Consider the following 21,836-nt stretch of genomic DNA (forward strand, 5'->3'; position numbering starts at 1 on the left):
TGGCGTCATCCACCAGCACGAAGTCGGTGAAGGTGCCGCCGACATCGACGCCGATGCGACAGGGGCGTGCGGGGGTCGTCATGCCCCCTGGCGCCCAGCTTCCATGCGGCAGCAACTGCGGCGGCCATTTAGCCGCCCAGCCGGTGCGGACTGCACCGGCTGCGGGTCGGACATCACATAAGTCGCGCTCATTCAGGCTTGATCCCCGCCGTCTGCACCACGTCGCGCCAGCGCGCCGTCTCATTCACCAGCATGGTCCGGAAGGCATCCGGGCCGAGTTGCAGGCGTTCCAGACCCAGCGCCGGCAGCCGCGCCTGCACGGACTCGCTTGCCATGGATTTGTCGATGGCCTGCTGAAGCCGCGCCACGATGGGCGCCGGGATGCCGGCCGGGCCGAGCACCCCCCACCAGAAGCCGGCCACCAGATCCACACCCTGTTCGCGCAGCGTCGGCACATCCGGCATCGCCGGCAGGCGCTGTTCCGCCGCCACGCCGATGACGCGCATCTGCCCGGCCGCGACCAGCGGCGCGGCGGTGGCCATCGCCTGGATCATCGCCTGCACCGTGCCGTTCAGCACATCCGGCAGCGCCGCGCCGGTGCCGCGATAGGGCACATGCGTCACCTTCACGCCGCTGCGCATCTGCAGCAACTCGATCATCAGATGGGTGCTGGTGGCGGTGCCGCCGGAGGCGATGTTCACCGCCTCCGGCCGCGCCCGCGCCGCCTCCAGCAGATCCCGCGTGGTGCGGAAGGGCGAATTGCTCGCCACCACCAGCAGCGCCGGGGCCACGCCGAGCGTGGCGATGGGGGTGAAATCGCGCGCCGTGTCGAAGGCCACGGCCTGGCCGACGGCGGCCTGCACGGCCGGGATCGTCGCCAGCGGCGTGTCGCCCAACAGCAGGGTCAGGCCGTCCGGCGCGCTGCGCATCACCGCCTCCGCGCCGATCTGGCTGCCGGCGCCGGCGCGGTTCTCCACCACCACGGGCTGGCCCAGCTCCGCCCCCAGCGGCGTCGCCAACAGCCGGCCGAGCGTGTCCGATCCGCCGCCGGGTGCGAAGGGCACGATCATCCGCACCGGGCGCGTCGGCCAGTTGGCCTGGGCCTGGGCTGCGAAGGGCACGGCCGCGAAGGCGGCCGCCAGGGCACGACGGGTGAGCTTCATTGTCATTGGTTTTTCCTCCCGTAGTCGCGTTGCGCCCCTTCGGGCGTGACGTAGCCATCAACGATGTCGCGCTGCACGGCGGCCGGATCGCGCGCGACCGGGTCGCCATAGCCGCCGCCACCGCCGAGATGCATGGTCAGCCGGTCCCCCGGCGCCAGCATGGTGCGCGATTTCGGATGCGGCTTGCGACCATCCTGCAACTGCACCAGCGCCGGCGCGCCCGGCCCCGCGCCATCCAGCCCGCCGGCCGGGTGCTTCATCCGGTCCGAGATCAGCGAAAGCCGCACCGGCTGGTCGGTCATCACCTCCAGCTCGATCTCCTGGCCCAGCCCGCCGCGGAATTGCCCCGGCCCGCCACTGTCCACCAGCAGGTCCTTGCGCCAGACCAGGATGGGGGCGGAGGCTTCGAACGCCTCGATCGAGCCGGAGCCCGAATTGGTTGGGAAGGCGGTCGTGTTCAGCCCATCCCTGCCCTGCGTCGCACCCATGCCGCCGCTGCCGAACAGCACCTGGCTGAAGCGATCGCCGCGGTCATCCTGTCCCGTATAGACCGGCCGCGGCGCCGGGGAGGCGCTGTCCGCCACCACCAGCCCCGGCGCGATCTGCGCCAGGCATTTGTACAGCGCGCCCGAGAGGAACAGCCCCGTCAGATGCCGCGCATTCACCGCCGCCGGCCAGCGCGGGTTGAGGATGCTGCCCTCCGGCGCCGTCACGCCGATGGCGCGGTAGCTGCCCTCATTCCGTGGGGTCATCGGGTCCAGCGCGCATTTCAGCGGGTAGACGGTGTAGGCGTAGGTGTAGTTCATCACGCTGTTCAGCCCGCGCGCGATCTGCGCGGATGTGCCGGCGTAGTCCACGCTCAGGCTGTCGCCCGCGATGGTCAGCGCGCATTGGATGCGCGTTTCCGCATCCTCATAGCCATCGGCGAAGACAGTGCCGTGCCAGGTGCCATCCGGCAGCGCCGCGATTGCCTGGCGCATCGCGCCATCGGCACGCGCCTGCAGGGTGGCGGACAGCGCCGTGAGGTCGGCGAGGCCGGTATCGGCCAGGAACTCCACCACCCGACGGGCGCAGACGGTGATGGCGGTGATCTGCGCCTGGATGTCGCCCATCACCTGGTCCGGCACGCGGACATTGCCGCGGATGAAGCGCACCACCTCCCGGTTCTCCTGGCCCGCGACCAGGAATTTCGTCGGTGGAATCCGCAGCCCTTCCTCGAACACCTCCGTGCAATCTGCCGACCACAGCGTGCCGCCGATATCCGGCATGTGCGAAGTCGCGCCCGCGAACGCCACCAGCTTGCCTTGATGGAACACCGGCATCGCCGTGGTGATATCCAGCAGATGCCCCGTGCCCATCCAGGGGTCGTTGGTCATCAGCACATCGCCCGGACGCAGCTCCTCCAGCGGATACTCCGCCAGCATGTGCTTCAGCGTGCGCGGCAGCAGGCCGACGAAGCTCGGGATGCCGATGGAATTCTCCGCCAGGCTGTTGCCCTCCGCATCCATCAGCACCGTGGCGAAATCGTTGGATTCCCGCACGATGGTGGAAAACGAGGTCCGCAGCAGCGCCGCCGCCGCCTCATCGGCGATCGAGATCAGCCGGCTCCACAGGATCTGCAGCGTGACGGGGTCGAAATGCATCTTTGCGAAGTGCTCCAGCCAGGAGGTGCAGTCTGGCCCCGGCTTGGCGCCCCCGGTAGCAACCCATTAAGGTGCCTAGCCATGAGCCTACCTCAAGGCGTGTCCGGCCTGCCCCTGCAAGCGCTGCGCGTGTTCGACGCCGCCGCCCGCCACCTGAACATGGCCCGCGCGGCGGAAGAACTCGGCGTGACGCAGGGCGCCGTCAGCCGCCAGGTGAAGTCGCTGGAGGACCAGCTCGCCGAACCGCTGTTCCTGCGCGGCCCGCGCGGCCTGAAGCTGACGGAGGCCGGCGACCTGCTGGCGGATTACGTCCGGCGCGGGCTGGAGCAGTTGGAGGCCGGACTGTTCCGCATCGGCCAGCCGCGTTCCCGCACCACCCTGGTGGTCAACGCCGCCCGCACCTTCGCCATGCGCGTGCTGGCACCGCGCATCGCCGGCTTCACCCGGGCGCATCCCTGGATCGAGCTGCGCCTCGAGACCCATCGCTATTTCGCGCAATTGCACGGCGCCGATGTGGATGTGGCAATTCGCGCCGGCACCGGCGACTGGCCCGGCCATGTGGTACGCCCACTGACGCGGGAGGTGCTGTGCCCGGTCTGCGCCCCCGGATACCTGCCCGAGGGCCTGCCGCCGGCGGAGGCGATCGCCCAGGCCACCCTGCTGCACTACGCCGAACGCCCGCATTGGCGTGACTGGCTGCTGGCCGCCGGGCTGGACCCGCAGCTTGCCACCCCCGGCCCCCGCTTCGATGAAACCGCCCTGGCGCTGGCCGCGGCGGAGGCAGGCCAGGGCCTGGCCGTCGGCTGGGGCGTGCTGGTGGCGGATGCGCTGGCCGCCGGCCGGCTGGTGCGGCCCTTTGCCGAAACGCTGGATGACGGCACCGGCTACCATCTGGTGATGACCGAAATGGCGTCCCGCCGCTCCACCGTGCAGGCCTTCGGCACCTGGTTGCAGGCGGCGCTGGCGCCGGGCTGAGGTCAGCCCGGGCGGAACTCCACCCGTGCGCCGTTGCGGGTCTCGCTGGGCAGGCACAGCGCCGCCAGCGCCGGCGCCACCTCCGCCGGCTGGGTCAATTTGGAAGAGTCCTCGCCCGGCATCGCCTGGGCGCGCAGCTTGGTGGCGACGATGCCGGGGTCGAACAGGTTTGCCCGCAGGCGGGTGGACGCAACCTCCTGCGCCCAGGCTTGCACCAGATGTTCCATGCCCGCCTTGGTGGCGCCGTACATGCCCCAATAGGCCTTGGGCCGCAGCACCCGCCCGGTGGTGACGAAGACGGCGCGGCCGGCCTCCGCCGCGCGCAGCGGCGGGTCGCAGGTGCGGATCAGGCGCCAGGCGGCGGTGAGGTTCACGCCCAGCGTATGCGCCCAGTCCTTCGGCTCGATATGCGCCACCGGGGTCAGCTTGTTCAGCACCCCGGCATTGTGCACCAGGATATCCAGCCGCCCGAAACGCTCCATGACCGAAGGCCCGATCAGGTCGAGCTGCCTGTCGGCATCCTTGTGCAGGTCGAGCGGCAGCAGCGTGGCGCCGCGGCCGGAGACGGCGCGGATCGCATCATCCGTCTCCTCCAGCCCGCCCTGGGTGCGGGCGATCAAGACAAGCTGCGCGCCCATCCGCGCCAGTTCCACCGCCAGCGCGGCACCAATGCCGCGGGAGGCGCCGGTGACCAGCGCGACACGATTTTCAAGCGGAAGGCTCACGGGATTGTCCTGGCTCGGCGTCAGCGGTTGGCAACCTGCAGCAGCGGCAGCGGACGCTCGGAGGGGTCCTGCTGGTCGAGCAACGGGATGGCGTAGTCGCCGGTGAAGCAGGCATCGCAATAGGCCGGCGCCGCCGGGTCGCGGCCATCTCGGCCGAGTGCGCGATACAGCCCATCCAGCGAGATGAAGGCCAGGCTGTCGGCGCCGATGATCTTGGCCATCTCCGCCACGTCGTGGTTGGCCGCCAGCAGCTTGGCGCGCTCCGGCGTGTCGATGCCGTAGAAGCAGGAATGTGTGGTGGGGGGGGAGGAGATGCGCATATGCACCTCCGTCGCCCCGGCCTGGCGCACCATTTCCACGATTTTTCTACTCGTGGTGCCGCGGACGATGGAATCGTCGACGAGAACCACGCGCTTACCTGCGATCATGCTGCGATTGGCGCTGTGCTTCAGCTTCACGCCGAGGTTGCGGATCTGGTCCGTCGGCTCGATGAAGGTGCGGCCGACGTAATGGTTGCGGATGATGCCCAGTTCGAAGGGAATGCCGGCTTCCGAGGCATAGCCCATGGCCGCCGGCACGCCGCTATCCGGCACGGGCACGATCACATCCGCCGCCACGCCGGATTCGCGGGCCAGTTCGGCGCCAATGCGCTTGCGGGTGTCATAGACCGGCGTGCCCTCCACGATGGAATCGGGGCGGGCGAAATAGATGTATTCGAAGATGCAGAAGCGCGGGCTGGACGGCCGCGCGAAGGGGCGGATGGAGCGCACGCCGCTATCGTCGATCAGCACGATCTCGCCCGGCTCCACGTCGCGCACGAATTCGGCGCCGACGATATCGAGGCCGCAGGTCTCGCTCGACAGCACGAAGCCGCCCGCGGCCAGCTTGCCCAGCACCAGCGGCCGCACGCCCAGCGGGTCCCGCGCGCCCAGCAAGGCGCCATTGTGCAAGGCGACCAGGCTGTAGGCGCCCTGCACCTGCTTCAGCGCATCGATCAGCCGGTCCATCACCGTCGAGTAGAGCGAGATGGCGATGAGATGAATAAAGACTTCCGAATCCGTGGTGGACTGGAACAGGCAGCCGCGACGGACCAGGGCGCGCTTCAGCACATGCGCGTTGGTCAGGTTGCCGTTATGCGCCACGGCGAAGCCGCCGAATTCGAAATCCGCATAAAGCGGCTGCACATTGCGCAGCGCGGTCTCACCGGTGGTGGCGTAGCGGTTGTGGCCGAGCGCGGCATGGCCCGGCAGCCCGGCAATGACGGCGGCGTTGCTGAAATTGTCGCCCACCAGGCCGCGGCCCTTATGGGCGTGGAACTGGCCCTGTGCGGCGAGTGAGACGATGCCCGCCGCCTCCTGTCCCCGGTGCTGCAACGCGTGCAGGCCGAGCGCCGTGAGGGCCGCCGCATCGGGGCTGCCCCAGACCCCGACCACGCCGCATTCCTCATGCGGATGGTCGTCGTCGCCGATATCCCACTGGATGGCCTGGGTCATGCGCTTCCTTCAGATCCGGCTGCGCGCGGGGGGGCGCAGCAGCTGGTCCATGCTCGGTTCCTGGCGGCCCGTGCCGTCAGGCAGGCGCGGGCGGAAATCATCCGGCAGCTTTGCCACCACCCAGGCCGCGCCCTGTGCCGCGAATGGCAGGGAACGCGCCTGACGGACCGGCTCCGGCCATTGATCCCTGTCCGGCAACACCAGCCCGGCCACGATATAGGCGATCACGACAATGAAAGCACCCCGCGCGAGGCCGAAGACCAGGCCAAGCACGCGATCCACGCCACCCAGGGCCGAGCGCTGCACATGGCCCGCCAGCCAGGCGGTCAGCAGCTTGAGGATGATCAGCACGACCAGGAACACCGCGCCGACGGCAACCCCGGTGGCCAGCCAGGGCGGTTCGACATACTGCCCGACCAGCGGCGTGACCGAAGGCTCGGCCAGGATGCCGGCAATGATGGCGCCCGCCCAGGCGCCAACGCCCAGAACCTCGCGCACCAGGCCACGGAAGAAGGCGAGCCCTGCCGAAAGCAGGCACACCGCGAGGATAACGGCATCAACCCAGGTCATTGCGCCAGCCTATAGCGGGCGGGGGGGCGGGTGTCATCGTGCCGCGGGCAGCCGCCTATACCCCGTGCCAATCGCGGAACCAGGCGACGAATTTCGGAATACCCTCCGCCAGCGTCGTCGTCGGCGCGAAACCGGCGAGCGCCTGGATGGCGGAGATATCCGCGAAGGTCTCCTCCACATCCGCCACAGGCCGCGGCGCATCCTGGATGATGGCGCGGCGGCCGAGGCCTTCCTCCAGCAGCCGCACCAGGGTCAGCACCCGCTCCGCCCGGTTGTTGCCGATGTTCAGCAGCCGCGCGCGTTCCCCATTGCCCGGCGGATGCGCCAGGCAGCCGAGCACGCCCTGCACGATGTCGTCGATATAGGTGAAGTCGCGCTTGAGCTCGCCGCCCTCATACAGCGTGATCGGCTCGCCCGCCGCGATCGCACGGGCGAAGCTGTAATAGGCCATGTCCGGCCGGCCCCAGGGGCCATAGACGGTGAAGAAGCGCAGCCCGGTCTGCGGCAGGCCGTAGATGTGGCTGTAGGCCTGGCCGATCAGCTCATCCGCCCGCTTGGTCGCGGCATAGAGCGAGACGGGCAGTTCCACCGGATCCGTCTCCCGGAACGGCAGCCGCGTATTGCCGCCATAGACGGAGGAGGAGGAGGCATAGACCAGGTGCCGCAGCTTCGGCATGCGCCGCGCCGCCTCCAGCATCACCACATGACCCATGACGTTGGACGCCACATAGGCGTAGGGATCGATCATCGAGTAGCGGACCCCGGCCTGGGCGGCGAGGTGGATGACCTCCGTGATGCTGTCCAGCTCCGGCGCCAGCCCGGCGAAGACGGCATCGCGGTCGGCCAGGTCCAGGCGCAGTAAGCTGAAGCCTGGCTGCGGCGCCAGCCGGGCCAGACGCGCCTCCTTCAAGGTCACGTCATAGTAGCTGTTCACATTGTCGAGCCCGACGACCCGCTCGCCCCGCGCCAGCAGGGTGGCGGCGACATGCGAACCGACGAAACCGGCCACACCCGTGACGAGAATCGTCATTCGGTCTTCATTCCCTCACGAGCCAGGGCCGCCGAGCGATCCCTGGAATGATGCCGCCGGCGTGCCGCGCAGTAGCGCCGTCAGCACGGGCTCCGCGTCAAGCCTTGCCGGTGGCCGGTGCATCAACATTCCGGCGCTTGACCGTCTGCGCCGCGAAAACGGCGACAAGATCGGCCAGATGCCCGGTCTCCGAGAGCTTGAGCCCAGGCAGCGCGGCCGGGGTTCCGCTGCCGCGCGCCACGCGGCGCGGCAGGGTGGCGGCGGTGAAGCCCAGCTTCTGCGCCTCCCGCAGCCGGGTTTCCGCCTGGCTGACCTGGCGGACCTCCCCGGACAAGCCGACCTCGCCGAAATACACCGCGCCGGGGTCGGTCGGCCGGTCGGTCGCCGCCGAGATCAGCGCCGCCGCCACGGCCAGATCCGCCGCCGGTTCCGCAATCCGCAGCCCGCCGGCGATGTTGAGATAGACGTCGTTCTGGCCGACACCCAGGCCGCAGCGCGTCTCCAGCACCGCCAGCAGCATCGCCAGCCGCCCGGAATCCCAGCCCACCACCTGCCGGCGCGGGCTGCCGCCGGCACTGGGGGAGAGCAGGCACTGCACCTCCACCAGCACCGGCCGCGTGCCCTCGATGCCCGCGAAGACCGCGCTGCCGGAGACATTGCCGCGGCGTTCCGCCAGGAACAGGGCGGAGGGGTTGGCGACCTCGACCAGCCCGCGCTCCGTCATCTCGAAGACGCCGATCTCATCCGTGGCGCCGTAGCGGTTCTTCACCGCGCGGAGGATGCGGAACTGGTGGCCGCGGTCGCCTTCGAAATACAGCGTGGCGTCCACCATGTGCTCCAGCACCCGCGGGCCGGCCAGCGTGCCTTCCTTGGTGACATGGCCGACGAGGACGATGGCGAAGCCGCGTGCCTTGGCGAGGCGGATCAGCTCCGCCGCGCAGGCGCGCACCTGGCTGACGGTGCCGGGCGCGGAATCGAGCGCATCGAGCCAGACGGTCTGGATGGAATCGATGATGACGAGGGCCACATCGCCCTCCCCCTCCAGGCTGGCGACGATGTCGCGCAGGCTGGTGGCCGCCGCCAGGCCCATCGGGCTGTCGGTCAGGCCGAGGCGGGCGGCGCGCAGCCGCACCTGTTCCACCGCCTCCTCGCCCGAGATGTACAGGCTGCGGCGGCCGGCGCTGGCGATGCGGGCGGCGGCCTGCAGCAGGATGGTGGATTTGCCGATGCCCGGGTCGCCGCCCACCAGCACGGCGGAGGCCGGGACCATGCCGCCGCCGAGCACCCGGTCCAGCTCCGCGATGCCGGTCAGGATGCGGGCCGGCGGCGCCGATTTGCCCTTGAGGCCGACGAATTCCACCCGCCGCCCACCGGCCGCCTTGGCCGCGGGGCCGGGGCCGCGGGCTTCGGTGACTTCCTCGGACAGGGTGTTCCACTCGCCACAGGCATCGCAGCGGCCCTGCCATTTGGCATGGGGGGCGCCGCAGGCCTGGCAGATGAAGCGGGTGGTGGGCTTGGCCATGGGGCGTCCAGTGGGAAGGAAAACGTCTGATCGGTCGCGGTTCGCGCTACCGCCGCAGCTCCATCTGGATCGGCCCCTCACGCTCCCCACGCGCGAACTGGTCCACCATGGCGTTGCCCGTCTCGCCGAGGCTGTGCGCCCCGCCGCGCCAGATGATCTGGCCCTTGTGGATCATCGCCGCATCGTCACCGATGCGTCGCGCGCTTGCCATGTCATGCGTGATGGACACCGCCGTGGCGCCCAGGCGCTTCACCACATCGACGATCAGCCCGTCGATCACCGCGCCCATGATCGGGTCGAGGCCGGTGGTGGGTTCATCGAAGAAGATGATGTCAGGCTCCGCCGCGATGGCCCGCGCCAGGCCGACGCGCTTCTGCATGCCGCCCGACAATTCGCTCGGCGACAGGTCGCCCACGCTGGGCGCCAGCCCGACCTGCGCCAGCACCTCCGCCGCCTTGTCGCGCGCCTTGGAGCGGCTGAGGCGGCCCTGGGCGAGCAGCTTGAAGCACACATTCTCCCAGACCGGCAGGCTGTCGAACAAGGCGCCGTTCTGGAACAGCATGCCGATGCGGTCATTCACCGCCTCCCGCTCCATCCGCGACAGGCTCGCCACGTCACGGCCATCGATCTCGATCAGGCCGGAATCGGGCGGAATCAGGCCCAGGACGCATTTCAGCGTGACGGATTTGCCCGAGCCGGACCCGCCCAGGATCACCATGGAATGCCCGGCGCGGATATCGAGATCCACGCCATCCAGCACCACCTTGGACCCGAAGGATTTGCGCACCCCGCGAAGCCGGATTTTCGGCGTGTCGCTCATCGTGCCGTCGCGCGTGTCGCTCATCGTGCCGTCGCGCGTATCGCTCATCGTGCCCTGGCGCGTATCGCTCATCGGCTGAACAACAATGCGGTCAGCACGTAATCCACCGCCAGGATCAGGATGGAGGACGCCACGACGGCGGAGGTGGTGGCGCGCCCGACGCCCTGCGCGCCGCCGCCGGAATGGTAGCCGGACCAGCAGCCCATCAGCGTGATGATGAAGCCGAACACCGCCGCCTTGATCAGGCCGGACAACACATCCCAGAGTTGCAGGAAGTCGAAGGTTGCCTTGAGATAGGCGCCGGAGCCGAAGCCAAGCTGCTGCGTGCCGATCAGCCAGCCGCCCATCACGCCCAGCGTATCCGCCACGATCACCAGCAGCGGCAGAGCCAGCGTGCCGGCCAGCAGCCGCGGGGCGACCAGGTACTTCATCGGGTTGGTGGACAGGGTGGACAGCGCGTCGATCTGGTCCGTCACCCGCATCGTGCCGATCTCGGCGGCGAAGGCCGCGCCGATGCGGCCGGCGACCATCAGCCCGGCCAGCACGGGGCCCAGCTCGCGGGTGATGGACAGCACCACCACATTCGCCACCGCCCCTTCGGCATTGAAGCGGGCGAAGCCGGTATAGGATTGCAGCGCCAGCACCATGCCGGTGAACAGCGCCGTCAGCGCCACCACCGGCAGGCTGAACCAGGCAATCTCGATGAAGGCCTTGAGGAACAGCCGCCCATAGAAGGGCGGCCGCACCAGATGGCTGATCGCCTCCGCCGCGAACAGTGCGATGGCGCCGGTGCCGCGCAGCAGGCCGATGACGGCGCGGCCAATGGCCGCGACCGGGTCCAGGATGCGATTCAGAATAGCGGGGGCCAAGACCTCAGACGCCGCCAATGGTTCGGCGCTGGTAGCGATGGCCGAGCGAGGTCAGCACCTCATAGCCGATGGTGCCGCAACGGGCCGCGATGTCGTCCGGCGTGTTGCCCGGCCCGCCGACCAGCATCAGACGGCTGCCAGGGCGCAGTTCCGGGAAATCGGTCGCATCGAACGTTGTCAAATCCATCGAGACCCGGCCTATGAGCGGCACGGCGCGGCCCTGGAAAAGCGCCAGGGACCGGCCGGACAGACACCGTAAGTAGCCATCGGCATAGCCCGCCGCAACGGTGGCCACGCGCACATTGCGTGGCGCGGTGTAACCGGCACCGTAGCCGACCGTGTCGCCGGGCGCGATATCCCGCAGCTGAAGCACCGGCACCTCCAGCACCGCCACCTGCCGCATCGGGTTGGGCGCGCCCGGGGTCGGGTTGATGCCGTACAGCGCGCAGCCCGGCCGGGCGAGGTCGGAGGCGTAGTCCGGGCCAAGGAAGATGCCGGAGGAATTGGCGAAGCTGCGCTTCACGCCCGGCGCGATGGCCGCCGCGGCCGCGGCGAAACGCTGCGCCTGGCGGGCATTGAGCGGGTGCGCCGGGTCATCCGCGCAGGCCAGGTGCGTCATCACGAAACGCAGGTCGAGCCCCGCCAGCCGCGCGCGGTCCGCCGCCAGCGCCGCCTGCTCCCGCGCATCCAGGCCGAGGCGCGACATGCCGGTATCCAGGTGCAGCAGCGCCGGGCGCGGCGCGCCATCCGCCCGCCCTGCGGCGGCATGGGCCGCGACATCGCCCAGGCTGTTGAGCACCGGCCAGAGCCCGGCCCCGGCATCCGCCCCCGGCGCGAAGCCGTTCAGCACGATGATGGCGGGGCTGGCGCCGAGTGTGGCGCGCAGTGCGACGCCCTCCGCCAGATGTGCCACGAAGAAGGTTTGGCAGCCGGCCGCGTGCAGGGCGCGGCCCACCGGCGCGGCACCCAGCCCATAGCCATCGGCCTTCAGCACCCCCGCACAGGGCGCGCCATGCCGGGCAGACAGGTCGCGCCAATTGGCAACGACCGCATCCAGGTCGACGGTCAGCACGCCCTGCCCTGCGTCAGTCTCCATAGCCGCCATCATGATGCGTATCGAGGTCACCGAAGCGGGTGAACTCGGCCTCGAAGAACAGACGGATGGTGCCGGTCGGGCCGTGGCGCTGCTTGGAGACGATGAGCTCCGCCTTGTTGTGGGCGTCCTCCATGTCCTTCTGCCACTTCTCCACCGCCTCGCTGAATTTCTGCGGGTTGTCGAAGGTCAGCTCCTTCGGCTGGCGCTGCTGCAGGTAGTATTCGTCGCGATAGATGAACATGACAACGTCCGCGTCCTGCTCGATCGAGCCGGATTCGCGCAGATCCGAAAGCTGCGGCCGCTTGTCCTCCCGCTGCTCCACGGCGCGGGAAAGCTGCGACAGCGCGATGACAGGAACGGATAATTCCTTGGCGATCGCCTTCAGCCCCTGGGTGATCTGGCTGATTTCCTGCACCCGGTTCTCCGGCTTGCTGCCCGCCGCGGGGCGCATGAGCTGGAGGTAGTCGACGATGATCAGGTTCAGCCCCTTGGTCCGCTGCAACCGCCGGCAGCGGGTCCGCAGCGCCGAGATGGTGATGGCCGGCGTGTCGTCGATGAACAGCGGCAGCGCCTGCAATTCGCGGCTGACCTCCAGGAATTTGTCGAAGTCGCGCTGGCTGATCTCGCCGCGGCGAATGCGGTCGCCCGAGATCCGGCTTTCCTCGGACAGCAGGCGGGTGGCCAGCTGGTCGCAGGACATTTCGAGGGAGAAGATCGCCACGCCGCCGCGCGGGATGGCATGGGGGTCCTTCTCCCGCGCCGCGCGCAGCGTCGCCCGCGCGGCGCCGAACGCCACCTTCACCGCCAGCGCGGTCTTACCCATGCCGGGCCGGCCGGCCATGATCAGAAGGTCCGACGGGTGCAGGCCGCCCAGCTTCGCATCCAGGTCGCGCAGCCCGGTCGAAAGCCCCGCCACGCCGCCCGGATTGGAGAAGGCCTTCTCCGCATGCTGCACCGCGGTGGCCAGCGCGCGTTCGAAGGACACGAAGCCGCCGCCCGATTCGCCGGCCTTGGACAGGTCGAACAGCGCCTGCTCGGCGCTTTCCATCTGCAGCTTGCCGTCCAGTTCCGGCTCCGCCCCGAAGGCGCGGTTCACCATCACCTCGCCGAGATCGACCAGCTGGCGGCGCAGCCAGGCGTCGTGGATCACGCGGCCATACTCGCCGGCATTGATCACGCCGACCATCGCGGTCAGCAACTGGCCGAGATAGGCGGAGCCGCCCACCTCATCCAGCAGGCCGGAATGCTCGAATTCCGCGCGCAGGGTCACCGCATCGGCCAGGTGCCCCGCCTCGATCCGGCGCTGGATGGCGGAGAAGATCCTGCCATGCACGGCATCGGCGAAATGGTCGGCTGCCAGGAATTCCGAAACCCGCTCATAGGCCTTGTTGTTGGCGAGCAGCGCGCCGAGCAGCGCCTGCTCGGCCTCCAGATTGGCGGGCGGCAGGCGCTGGGACAGGCCGAGCAAGCCATCCCCCCCGCCAAAGCCGGCGGAGGAGGAGGCGGAAGTGGAGCCAAAATTGTTCATCACCGCACTCTAGCGCGCCCACCGAGTCGTGCGCGCCCCACCCAGCCTGTGGATCACTGTGGATAACGGGGGTGGATTTCAGGCAGGCGCCAGCGCCCGCTCCGTCTCCACCATGTAGTCGCGCGTCAGCGGCAGCGCATCCAGCCGCCTGGTGAGCTGCAACTGCCAGTTCACCAGCCCGCCACGGCGGAAACCCGCCTCACTGGCGGCCAGGTAGAATTCGAACATCCGGCAGAAGCGCTCATCATAAAGGGACTGGATGGCGTCGCGGTTGGAGGCGAAGCGGCGGCGCCATTCGCGGAGCGTCAGGGCGTAGTGCAGGCGCAGGATCTCGATATCGGTGGCCAGCAGCCCGCTGCGCTCCACCGCGGGCAACACCTCGGACAGCGCCGGGGAATAGCCGCCGGGGAAGATGTATTTGGACAGCCAGGGATTGGTGCTGCCCGGCCCGTCGCTGCGGCCGATCGCATGCACCAGCGCCACGCCATCCGGCTTCAGGGCACGGTGGATGGTGCGGAAGAAGGTGGCAAAATTGCCGATGCCGACATGCTCGAACATGCCGACGGAGACGATGCGGTCCACCGGGCGGGTCCAGTCGCGGTAGTCCATCAGCTCGAAGCGGCAGCGATCGGCCAGCCCCGCCTCCGCCGCCCGGCGCCGCGCCTCGGCCAGCTGTTCCGCGGACAGGGTGATGCCAGTGACGCGGGCGCCGAGGTCGCGTGCGAGGGTCAAGGCCATGCCGCCCCAGCCGCAGCCGATATCCAGCACCTCCTGCCCCGGCGCCAGGCGGAGCTTGGCGGCGATATGGCGCTTCTTGGCGGCCTGCGCCGCTTCCAGCGTCTCGGTGCCGGTGGGGAAGTAGGCGCAGGAATATTGCCGGTCCCGATCCAGGAACAGGGCGTAGAGCCGGCCATTCAGGTCATAATGATGCGCCACGTTGCGCCGGGCGCGGGGTGCCGGGTTGAACTGGTCGATCCGCCGCCGCACCAGGCGCCAGGGCGCGAGCAGCCGCTCGGCCGGATGGGTGCAGCCAGGCACCCAGTTGGCCATCAGCAGTTCCAGCAATTCCAGCAGCCGGCCATCCAGCGGCTGGATCGCGCCATCCATGTAGGATTCGCCGAAGGACAGGCCAGGATTGGTCACCAGCCGCCAGGCGGCGCGGCGGGTCAGGATGCGGAAGCCGGCTTCCGGCCCCTCGCCATCGCCATAATGGCGGATGCGCCCGTCCGGAAAATGGACGGTCAGGCGGCCATGGCGGATGGCCCGGGACAGCATGGCATCAAGCATGTGCGACCCCCCTTGGGGTCACGCATGGAAGCCACCGAACCCCGTGCGGAGTTCAATCTGGCGAAGTCGTGACAGGATTGCCAGCGCCGCGCGCCGGTGGTCCTGCCACGTTTTCGCGCGGGCCGGGTTGCACCCCGGCCCGGCCGCATCAGTCGCGGTCGGCCGCGGCGCCGAGTTCGGCCAGCTCGGCGGCCAGCTCGGCCTCCAGGCTTTCTTCCTCGGCCTGGTCGGCGGCGCGGAGGTCTTCGCCACGGGCCTGCTTCTCGGCTTCCTCGGGCGAGCGGGCGACGTTCACGCCGACCTCGATCACCACTTCCGGATGCAGCGCCACGCGGACCGGCGTCAGGCCGAGCTGCTTGATCGGCTGCTCCAGCAGGATCTGGCTGCGCTCCAGCGTCAGGCCGCTGCCCTTGCAGGCGTCCGCGATGTCGCGGCCGGAGACGGAGCCGTACAGGCCGCCGCTCTCACCCGCCGAGCGGATGATGACGACCGTCAGGCCGTGCACGCGTTCCGCAACGCGCTCGGCCTCGCCGCGGCGCTTCAGGTTCTGGGCTTCCAGCTGGGCGCGCTCACGCTCGAACCGCGCGAGGTTGTCCTTGTTCGCGCGGATCGCCTTGCCCTGGGGCAGCAGGAAATTGCGCGCATAGCCGGGGCGGACCGTGACCAGCTCGCCCATCTGGCCAAGCTTTTCGACCCGCTGCATCAGGATGACTTCGATCATGTCTGCACCGTTTCAGCTTCGGGGGGGCGCAGCGCGCCGGGCCCGTGTTCCATTGAGAATGTCGTAGAAGCCGTAACCCGCGACGCTGAGCGCCACCGGTACGGACAGGATCAGCAGCGCGGCATAGGCGCCACCCAGCACGAAGGAGCGGCCCTTGAGGGACGCGGAGGCGCGATGCAGGGCAGCGAGGCCATGCAGGAAGACCGGCACCAGCAGCACCAGCAGCAGCGACAGGCGGATGGCATCGCCACCCTCCGGCGCCGCAAGCCAGAAACCGCCCGCAAGCGCGGGCAGCAGCGGATACCAGCCAGGCAGCCGTGCCTCCCGCCAGGCCGGCGCGGCGGGGATCACCCCGGCGCGGACCAGCAGGGCGGCAGCGGCGGCGGCATTCACCAGCAGCGCCAGCGCCACCCAGAAGCCGATCGCCGCGGCCTTGACCCGCACCAGTTCCTCGACCAGCCCTTCATGCGCCGGCAGGCCCATGCGTTCGAGGCCGATTTCGGCCGCCGCGCGCATCGCGCCTTCCAGCCCGCCGGGCGCATCGCCCAGCAGGAAGGCCGCCAGCAGCACGCCGGCCGCCGGGATCAACCCGAGCAGCGCGAAGGACAGCGACAGGCCGCGTGTCCCGAGGGGCGTCGAGGCCAGCACCAGCAGCAGGGCCGGCACGCCGAACAGCGCCAGGAACAGGCCGAGGCCCGCCCCGCTGCCGAGCAGCAGCAGCACCAACCCCGCCACGCCGACCGCCGCCATCACGGCGAAGCCACCGAAGCCGATCCCCGCCATGAACAGCGGCAGGGAAACCAGCCACAGCGCAAAGGCGCCACCCGGCAGGCCGCGAAAGGCCCAGAGGCTGAGCACGGCCGCGACCAGTCCGGCCGCCAGGGCGGCGAGCAGGCGCGGATCGGACGCGATGCGCCCGCCCTGCTCACTCTCCTGCCCCTGGCGATCCGCCATCATGCTGTCCTCGGCCGCGCCACGTGATCAGTCGTTGATCACATAGGGCAGCAGCGCCAGGAAGCGGGCGCGCTTGATGGCATTCGCCAGCTCGCGCTGCTTCTTGGCGGAGACCGCCGTGATGCGGCTCGGCACGATCTTGCCGCGCTCCGACAGGAAGCGGGACAGCAGGCGCACATCCTTATAGTCGATCTTCGGCGCGTTCGGGCCGGAGAACGGGCAGGACTTGCGGCGGCGGTAGAACGGCCGGCGGGCACCGACGGCGGGGCGCCGGGCTGCGGGGTTCAGCGAGGTCTCTTCGTTATGGTCGGACATGATGAATTACTCCTCGCCGCCGGGGCCGCCATCGAGCTCGTCGCGCGGACGGGCACGGAATTCCTCACGGTCGTCACGCTCGCGCCCGCCGGTGCGGCCGGAGCTGAAGCGGCCGGCCGGGCGCGGGCCGCGGAAGCCGCGGTCACGCTCGCGGTCGTCGGAGCGGCGGGCCAGGATGGCGGACGGCGCGTCGTCGATCGCCTCGATCCGCAGCGTCAGGCTGCGCAGCACATCCTCGTTCAGGCCAAGCTGGCGCTCGACCTCGAGCAGCGCGGCCGGCGTGGAATCCAGGCCCAGCAGCATGTAGTGGGCCTTGCGATTCTTCTTGATGCGGTAGGCGAGGCCACGCAGGCCCCAATATTCCCGCTTCTTGACCTCACCGCCGTTCAGTTCGGTGAGGGTCGCCTGCACCTGGTCGGCGATCGCCTCGACCTGGGCCTGCGTGATATCGTTGCGTGCAATCAGCACGCATTCATACAAGGGCATCCGATTCCCTCCGGCTGTCTCAGCCCTGCGGCCCCGGGCACCATGCCTGGGACGCGCGCAAACGGGCATAGCCAGGACCGATGCCTCGGGTCCCGGCAGGGGAGCGCGGCGTAAAGCACGGCCCCGGGGTCCGGGGCAAGGGCTTTCCACCCGGATGCCGCCCCGGCCCTTGACGCCGCAACCCACACCGCCCTAGGCCGCGCGACCGCCCCCCTCTAGAACCTGCCCAAGACAGATCGCACGGACCTCCAAAAATGGCGCTCGCCTTCACCTTCCCTGGCCAGGGCAGCCAGGCCCCCGGCATGGGCCGCGACCTCGCAGCCGCCTTCCCCGCGGCGCGGGAGGTCTTCCAGGAGGTCGATGAGACCCTGAAGCAGAAGCTGTCCAGGCTGATGTTCGAGGGGCCGCCGGAGGAACTCACCCTGACCGCCAATGCCCAGCCGGCGCTGATGGCGATGTCGCTCGCCGTGCTGCGGGTGCTGGAGACGGAGGGCGGCTTCGACCTGAAGTCCCGCGTCGCGCTGGTCGCCGGCCATTCGCTGGGCGAGTATTCGGCGCTCGCCGCCGCCGGCGCCTTCAGCCTGTCCACCACCGCCCGCCTGCTGCGGTTGCGCGGCGATGCGATGCAGCAGGCGGTGCCGGCCGGCGAGGGCGCCATGGCCGCGCTGCTGGGCGCCGAGGCCGAGCAGGCCGCCACGATCTGCGCCGCCGCCGCGGAAGACCCCGCGACCGGGGTGCGGGAGGTGGTGCAGGTGGCGAATGACAATGGCGGCGGCCAGATCGTGATCTCCGGCCATGCCGCCGCGGTGGACCGCGCGATCGAGGCGGCGAAGGCCGCCGGCGTGAAGCGCGCCATGAAGCTGCCGGTCTCCGCCCCCTTCCACTGCGCGCTGATGGGCCCCGCGGCGGATGCCATGGCCGAAGCCCTGGCCGAGGCCGAGATGCGCGCTCCGCTGGTGCCGCTTGTTGCCAATGTCTCCGCCGCCAAGGCGACCGACCCGGCCGAAATCCGCGACCTTCTGGTGCGCCAGGTCACCGGCACGGTGCGCTGGCGCGAATGCATCCTGGCGATGGGCGCGATGGGCTGCGAGCGTTTCGTCGAGATCGGCTCCGGCCGCGTGCTGACCGGGCTGATGAAGCGCCTGGCGCCGGAAGCCCAGGCCAGCGCCATCGGCTCCCCGGCGGATATCGAAGCCTTCCTGAAGTCATTGTGACCCCCGGGGTGACCCACTGGTTCGACCTCACCTCCCAGCCCCGCGCGGAGGAGGAAAAGGCCGCGCGCGATGCGCTGTGGGCCGCCAATACGGCGGCCGGCTTCCCGCGCGACCGGCAGGGGCTGTCCGTGCTGCTGCGCGATGGCGAGGGGACGGTGGTGGGTGGGCTGGTCGGCGCCACGGGCTGGGGCTGGCTGTATATCGAGAATCTTGCGGTGCCGTCCGAGCTGCGCGGCGCCGGCTGGGGCCGCAGGCTGATGGCGGCAGCGGAGGATGAGGCGCGGCGGCGCGGCTGCACGGGCATGCGGCTCGACACCTATACCTTCCAGGCGCGCGGCTTCTATGAACGGCTCGGCTTCACCGTGGTCGGCCAGATCGAGGATTGCCCGCCGGGCCAGACCCGCTTCACCATGACCAAGCGGCTGGACCGGCCAGAACCCGCGCCTGAACCCTGGCCGGATGCGGCTGCGCCGCGCGTCACCATCACGCAGACGACGGCGCAGGCCGACCCGGTGATCCCAGTGCTGGTCGCCGGCCTCACGGCGCACGCCATGCCGCATGCCGGCCGGTCCAACCCCGAAAGCTTCAACTTGGTGGTCCGCGCGCCGGGCGAGGCCGTGCCGGTGGGCGGGTTGAATGGCAGCTTCTTCTACGGCTGGATGTACATCAACCTGTTCCATCTGCCCGAAGCCCTGCGCGGCCAGGGCCTCGGCCGTGCGCTGATGGAACGGGCGGAAGCGGCGGCGCGGGCGCGGGGCTGCACCGGCATCTGGCTCGATACCTTCAGCTTCCAGGCCCGGCCCTTCTACGAATCGCTCGGCTACCGGCTGTTCGCGACGCTGGAAGATTGCCCGCCGGGCCATGCCCGGCACTACCTGATGAAACGTCTCCCGATGAGACTCCCAAGCGACGGAGAAGCCTGATGTTCGACCTCACCGGCAAGGTGGCCCTGGTCACCGGCGCCACTGGCGGCATCGGCGCCGCCATCGCAACCGCGCTGCATGCGCAAGGCGCCAAGGTGGCCATCACCGGGCGGCGGGAGGCGGAACTCGCCGCGCTGGCCGAGGCGCTGGGGGGCGATCGTGTGCTGGTGGCACCCGCCGACCTCGCCGACCCCGCCGCCCCCGCGGCGCTGGTGGAGACGGTGGAGGCGGGCCTCGGGCCGCTCGATATCCTGGTGAACAATGCCGGCTTCACGCGGGACATGCTGGCGCTGCGGATGGGCGATGCGGATTGGAACGCGGTGCTGGAAGTGGACCTGACCGCCCCCTTCCGCCTCGCCCGCAGCGCGTTGCGCGGCATGATGAAGCGGCGCGCCGGGCGCATCATCTCCATCGCCAGCATCGTCGGCGTCACCGGCAATGCCGGCCAGGCGAACTACGCCGCCGCCAAGGCCGGGCTGATCGGCATGAGCAAGTCGCTCGCCCAGGAAGTGGCGACGCGCGGCGTGACGGTGAATGTGGTGGCGCCGGGCTTCGTGAAGACCGCAATGACGGACGCCCTGCCGGAAGCCGCCCGCACCGCCCTGCTGAGCCGCATCCCGACCCAGCGGATGGGCGCGCCGGAGGATATCGCGGCCGCCGTCACCTACCTCGCCAGCACCGAGGCAGGCTGGGTGACCGGCCAGACCATTCATGTGAATGGCGGCATGGCGATGATCTGAAGCGCCACGGTCAAGGAAAAACCGCTGCCGCAGGCCCCAACGGCTTGCGCGGCGACTGCGCCTAGGCCAAGTGACGCTTCCATGTTAAGCCGCCCCGCCCCGGACCCGGGTCAAGGGATTCCAGGTTCCGGGTGGCCCAATGCGCACGGCACGACCAGCAGGAGACATCGCGGGATGAGCGACACCGCCGACAAGGTGAAGAAGATCGTTGTGGAGCACCTCGGCGTCGAGGAATCCAAGGTGACCACCGAGGCGTCGTTCATCGACGACCTGGGCGCGGACAGCCTGGACACGGTCGAGCTGGTCATGGCCTTCGAGGAAGCCTTCGGGGTCGAGATCCCGGATGATGCGGCCGAGAAGATCACGACCGTCAAGGACGCGATCGACTACATCGAGAAGCAGAAGTCCGCCTGATTTCAAGCGTGTGAATTGTAGGTAGGGGAAGCAGCGGTGTTCGGTCATCTCGTTGCGCCGCGGCGCGTTGTCGTCACGGGAATGGGTATTGCCTGCCCGCTCGGCCTGGGTGTGGAAAACGTGTGGAAGCGCATGCTGGCCGGCGAAAGCGGGCTGGCGGCGATCCAGAACTTCGACACCAGCGCCCTGCCGGCCAAGATCGCAGGCCAGGTGCCGCTCGGCACCCGGGCCGAGGGCAAGCTCGACATCAACGAGTGGATCCCGGTCAAGGACCAGAAGAAGATGGACCGCTTCATCCAGCTCGCGCTGGTGGCGGCCACCGAAGCGGTCGAGGATAGCGGCTGGAATCCTGGTGAGGACCAGGAGGAGGAACGCTGCCGCACCGGCGTGATGATCGGCTCGGGCATCGGCGGCCTGCCGACCATCTACGAAGCTTCCCTGCTGATCGCGCAGAACAAGACGCGGCGCATTTCGCCCTTCTTCATCCCCTCCGCGCTGATCAACCTGGCCTCCGGCCATGTCTCCATCAAATACGGCTTCAAGGGTCCGAACCATTCCGTGGTCACGGCCTGCGCCACTGGCGTGCATGCGCTGGGCGATGCGGCGCGGCTGATTGCGCTGAACGATGCGGATGTCATGGTCGCCGGCGGCGCCGAGGCCGCGGTGGCGGAGATCGGCATGGCCGGCTTCTGCGCCTCCCGCGCCCTGTCCACCGCCTTCAATGACGACCCGACCAAGGGCAGCCGCCCCTGGGACCGCGACCGCGACGGCTTCGTCATGGGCGAGGGTGCCGGGGTGCTGGTGCTGGAAGAACTCGAACACGCCAAGGCGCGCGGCGCCAAGATCTATGCCGAGGTGATCGGCTACGGCATGTCGGGCGATGCCTACCACATCACCGCGCCGACCGAGGATGGCGACGGCGCCTTCCGCGCCATGCGGGCCGCGCTGAAATCGGCCAGCCTGGAGCCGTCCCAGATCCAGTATGTCAACGCGCACGGCACCTCCACGCCAATGGGCGACGACCTGGAATTGCAGGCGGTGGAGCGGCTGTGGGGGGATGAGGCGAAGAACCTCGCCATGTCCTCCACCAAATCCGCCATCGGGCATCTTCTCGGCGCGGCCGGGGCGGTGGAGGGCATCTTCTCGATCCTGGCGATCCGCGACAGCGTCGCCCCGCCGACGCTGAACCTGGAAAATCCGTCCCGCGAAAGCCCGATCGACCGGGTGGCGCTGGAAGCCCAGAAGCGGCCGATCGAGACCGTGCTGTCCAACAGCTTCGGCTTCGGTGGCACCAATGCCAGCATCATTTTCCGCAAGGCGCCCTGACGTCTCGCCGGACCCCCGTCAT

General features: G+C 69.6%; 22 protein-coding genes. 6 read left to right on the top strand and 16 right to left on the bottom strand.

Annotation, left to right across the window (positions count from 1 at the left end):
- Positions 1-188: 188 nt before the first annotated feature.
- Together Q8S40_RS19135 and Q8S40_RS19140 are read right to left on the bottom strand one after the other, a co-directional pair.
- The gene (locus Q8S40_RS19135; RefSeq protein ID WP_305671678.1) at positions 189-1,169 is read right to left on the bottom strand and encodes a tripartite tricarboxylate transporter substrate binding protein; all 981 of its coding nucleotides are present in this window, start codon (positions 1,167-1,169) and stop codon (positions 189-191) included.
- Positions 1,166-2,806, bottom strand: coding sequence for a hydantoinase B/oxoprolinase family protein (locus Q8S40_RS19140; RefSeq protein ID WP_305671679.1), 1,641 nt, complete (start codon positions 2,804-2,806; stop codon positions 1,166-1,168). The genes Q8S40_RS19135 and Q8S40_RS19140 overlap by 4 nt, the downstream gene beginning before the upstream one ends.
- An 81-nt stretch (positions 2,807-2,887) precedes the next feature.
- Between Q8S40_RS19140 and Q8S40_RS19145 the strand changes: the two genes are divergently transcribed.
- Complete coding sequence (locus Q8S40_RS19145; RefSeq protein WP_305671680.1) at positions 2,888-3,781, top strand: LysR substrate-binding domain-containing protein; 894 nt, start codon at positions 2,888-2,890, stop codon at positions 3,779-3,781.
- Positions 3,782-3,783: 2 nt separating this feature from the next.
- Here the strand turns inward: Q8S40_RS19145 and Q8S40_RS19150 are convergent, their stop codons facing one another.
- The 14 genes from Q8S40_RS19150 to rpsF form a co-directional block, all read right to left on the bottom strand.
- Positions 3,784-4,506 (bottom strand): SDR family NAD(P)-dependent oxidoreductase, encoded by a 723-nt coding sequence (locus Q8S40_RS19150; protein ID WP_305671681.1) that lies wholly within the window; start codon positions 4,504-4,506, stop codon positions 3,784-3,786.
- Positions 4,507-4,526: 20 nt separating this feature from the next.
- The gene (gene purF / locus Q8S40_RS19155) at positions 4,527-5,999 is read right to left on the bottom strand and encodes an amidophosphoribosyltransferase (protein ID WP_304811202.1); all 1,473 of its coding nucleotides are present in this window, start codon (positions 5,997-5,999) and stop codon (positions 4,527-4,529) included.
- 9 nt (positions 6,000-6,008) lie between these two features.
- The gene (locus Q8S40_RS19160) at positions 6,009-6,569 is read right to left on the bottom strand and encodes a CvpA family protein (protein WP_304811204.1); all 561 of its coding nucleotides are present in this window, start codon (positions 6,567-6,569) and stop codon (positions 6,009-6,011) included.
- Positions 6,570-6,624: 55 nt separating this feature from the next.
- The gene (locus Q8S40_RS19165; RefSeq protein WP_305671682.1) at positions 6,625-7,599 is read right to left on the bottom strand and encodes an NAD-dependent epimerase/dehydratase family protein; all 975 of its coding nucleotides are present in this window, start codon (positions 7,597-7,599) and stop codon (positions 6,625-6,627) included.
- A 97-nt stretch (positions 7,600-7,696) separates the two neighbouring features.
- Positions 7,697-9,121, bottom strand: a complete 1,425-nt coding sequence (gene radA / locus Q8S40_RS19170) for a DNA repair protein RadA (RefSeq protein WP_305671683.1) — start codon at positions 9,119-9,121, stop codon at positions 7,697-7,699.
- A gap of 46 nt (positions 9,122-9,167) precedes the next feature.
- The gene (locus tag Q8S40_RS19175) at positions 9,168-9,965 is read right to left on the bottom strand and encodes an ABC transporter ATP-binding protein (protein WP_305671703.1); all 798 of its coding nucleotides are present in this window, start codon (positions 9,963-9,965) and stop codon (positions 9,168-9,170) included.
- 44 nt (positions 9,966-10,009) lie between these two features.
- Positions 10,010-10,795, bottom strand: a complete 786-nt coding sequence (locus tag Q8S40_RS19180; RefSeq protein ID WP_305671704.1) for an ABC transporter permease — start codon at positions 10,793-10,795, stop codon at positions 10,010-10,012.
- 19 nt (positions 10,796-10,814) lie between these two features.
- Entirely contained in the window at positions 10,815-11,906 is a 1,092-nt protein-coding gene (gene alr, locus Q8S40_RS19185; RefSeq protein WP_305671684.1) for an alanine racemase, read from the bottom strand.
- Entirely contained in the window at positions 11,896-13,434 is a 1,539-nt protein-coding gene (locus Q8S40_RS19190; protein ID WP_304811210.1) for a replicative DNA helicase, read from the bottom strand. The genes alr and Q8S40_RS19190 overlap by 11 nt, the downstream gene beginning before the upstream one ends.
- A 78-nt stretch (positions 13,435-13,512) precedes the next feature.
- Entirely contained in the window at positions 13,513-14,721 is a 1,209-nt protein-coding gene (locus Q8S40_RS19195) for a cyclopropane-fatty-acyl-phospholipid synthase family protein (protein ID WP_305671685.1), read from the bottom strand.
- 148 nt (positions 14,722-14,869) lie between these two features.
- Positions 14,870-15,442, bottom strand: a complete 573-nt coding sequence (rplI, locus tag Q8S40_RS19200; protein ID WP_305671686.1) for a 50S ribosomal protein L9 — start codon at positions 15,440-15,442, stop codon at positions 14,870-14,872.
- Between the two features lie 12 nt (positions 15,443-15,454).
- On the bottom strand, positions 15,455-16,399 hold the full coding sequence (locus tag Q8S40_RS19205) for a hypothetical protein (RefSeq protein ID WP_305671687.1): 945 nt from the start codon (positions 16,397-16,399) through the stop codon (positions 15,455-15,457).
- 24 nt (positions 16,400-16,423) lie between these two features.
- Positions 16,424-16,711, bottom strand: a complete 288-nt coding sequence (rpsR, locus tag Q8S40_RS19210) for a 30S ribosomal protein S18 (RefSeq protein ID WP_168048423.1) — start codon at positions 16,709-16,711, stop codon at positions 16,424-16,426.
- Between the two features lie 6 nt (positions 16,712-16,717).
- Positions 16,718-17,197 carry a 30S ribosomal protein S6 gene (rpsF, locus tag Q8S40_RS19215; protein ID WP_304811218.1) on the bottom strand — a complete coding sequence of 160 codons (480 nt, stop codon included), beginning with the start codon at positions 17,195-17,197 and terminating at the stop codon, positions 16,718-16,720.
- A gap of 254 nt (positions 17,198-17,451) precedes the next feature.
- Here rpsF and fabD point away from each other — a divergent pair, with 254 nt between their 5' ends.
- The 5 genes from fabD (at position 17,452) to fabF (ending at position 21,814) form a co-directional block, all read left to right on the top strand.
- Entirely contained in the window at positions 17,452-18,411 is a 960-nt protein-coding gene (gene fabD, locus Q8S40_RS19220) for an ACP S-malonyltransferase (protein ID WP_304811219.1), read from the top strand.
- Complete coding sequence (locus tag Q8S40_RS19225; RefSeq protein ID WP_305671688.1) at positions 18,408-19,334, top strand: GNAT family N-acetyltransferase; 927 nt, start codon at positions 18,408-18,410, stop codon at positions 19,332-19,334. The genes fabD and Q8S40_RS19225 overlap by 4 nt, the downstream gene beginning before the upstream one ends.
- Positions 19,334-20,074, top strand: coding sequence for a 3-oxoacyl-[acyl-carrier-protein] reductase (gene fabG, locus Q8S40_RS19230; protein WP_304811223.1), 741 nt, complete (start codon positions 19,334-19,336; stop codon positions 20,072-20,074). Before Q8S40_RS19225 ends, fabG begins: the two co-directional genes overlap by 1 nt.
- Positions 20,075-20,248: 174 nt before the next feature.
- On the top strand, positions 20,249-20,488 hold the full coding sequence (locus Q8S40_RS19235) for an acyl carrier protein (protein ID WP_092963667.1): 240 nt from the start codon (positions 20,249-20,251) through the stop codon (positions 20,486-20,488).
- A gap of 36 nt (positions 20,489-20,524) precedes the next feature.
- Positions 20,525-21,814: a beta-ketoacyl-ACP synthase II gene (gene fabF / locus Q8S40_RS19240; protein WP_305671689.1), complete on the top strand. Its 1,290-nt coding sequence runs from the start codon at positions 20,525-20,527 to the stop codon at positions 21,812-21,814.
- Positions 21,815-21,836 lie beyond the last annotated feature (22 nt).

Source organism: Falsiroseomonas sp. (assembly GCF_030695085.1).
In the GTDB taxonomy this organism is placed as follows: Bacteria; Pseudomonadota; Alphaproteobacteria; order Acetobacterales; family Acetobacteraceae; genus Falsiroseomonas.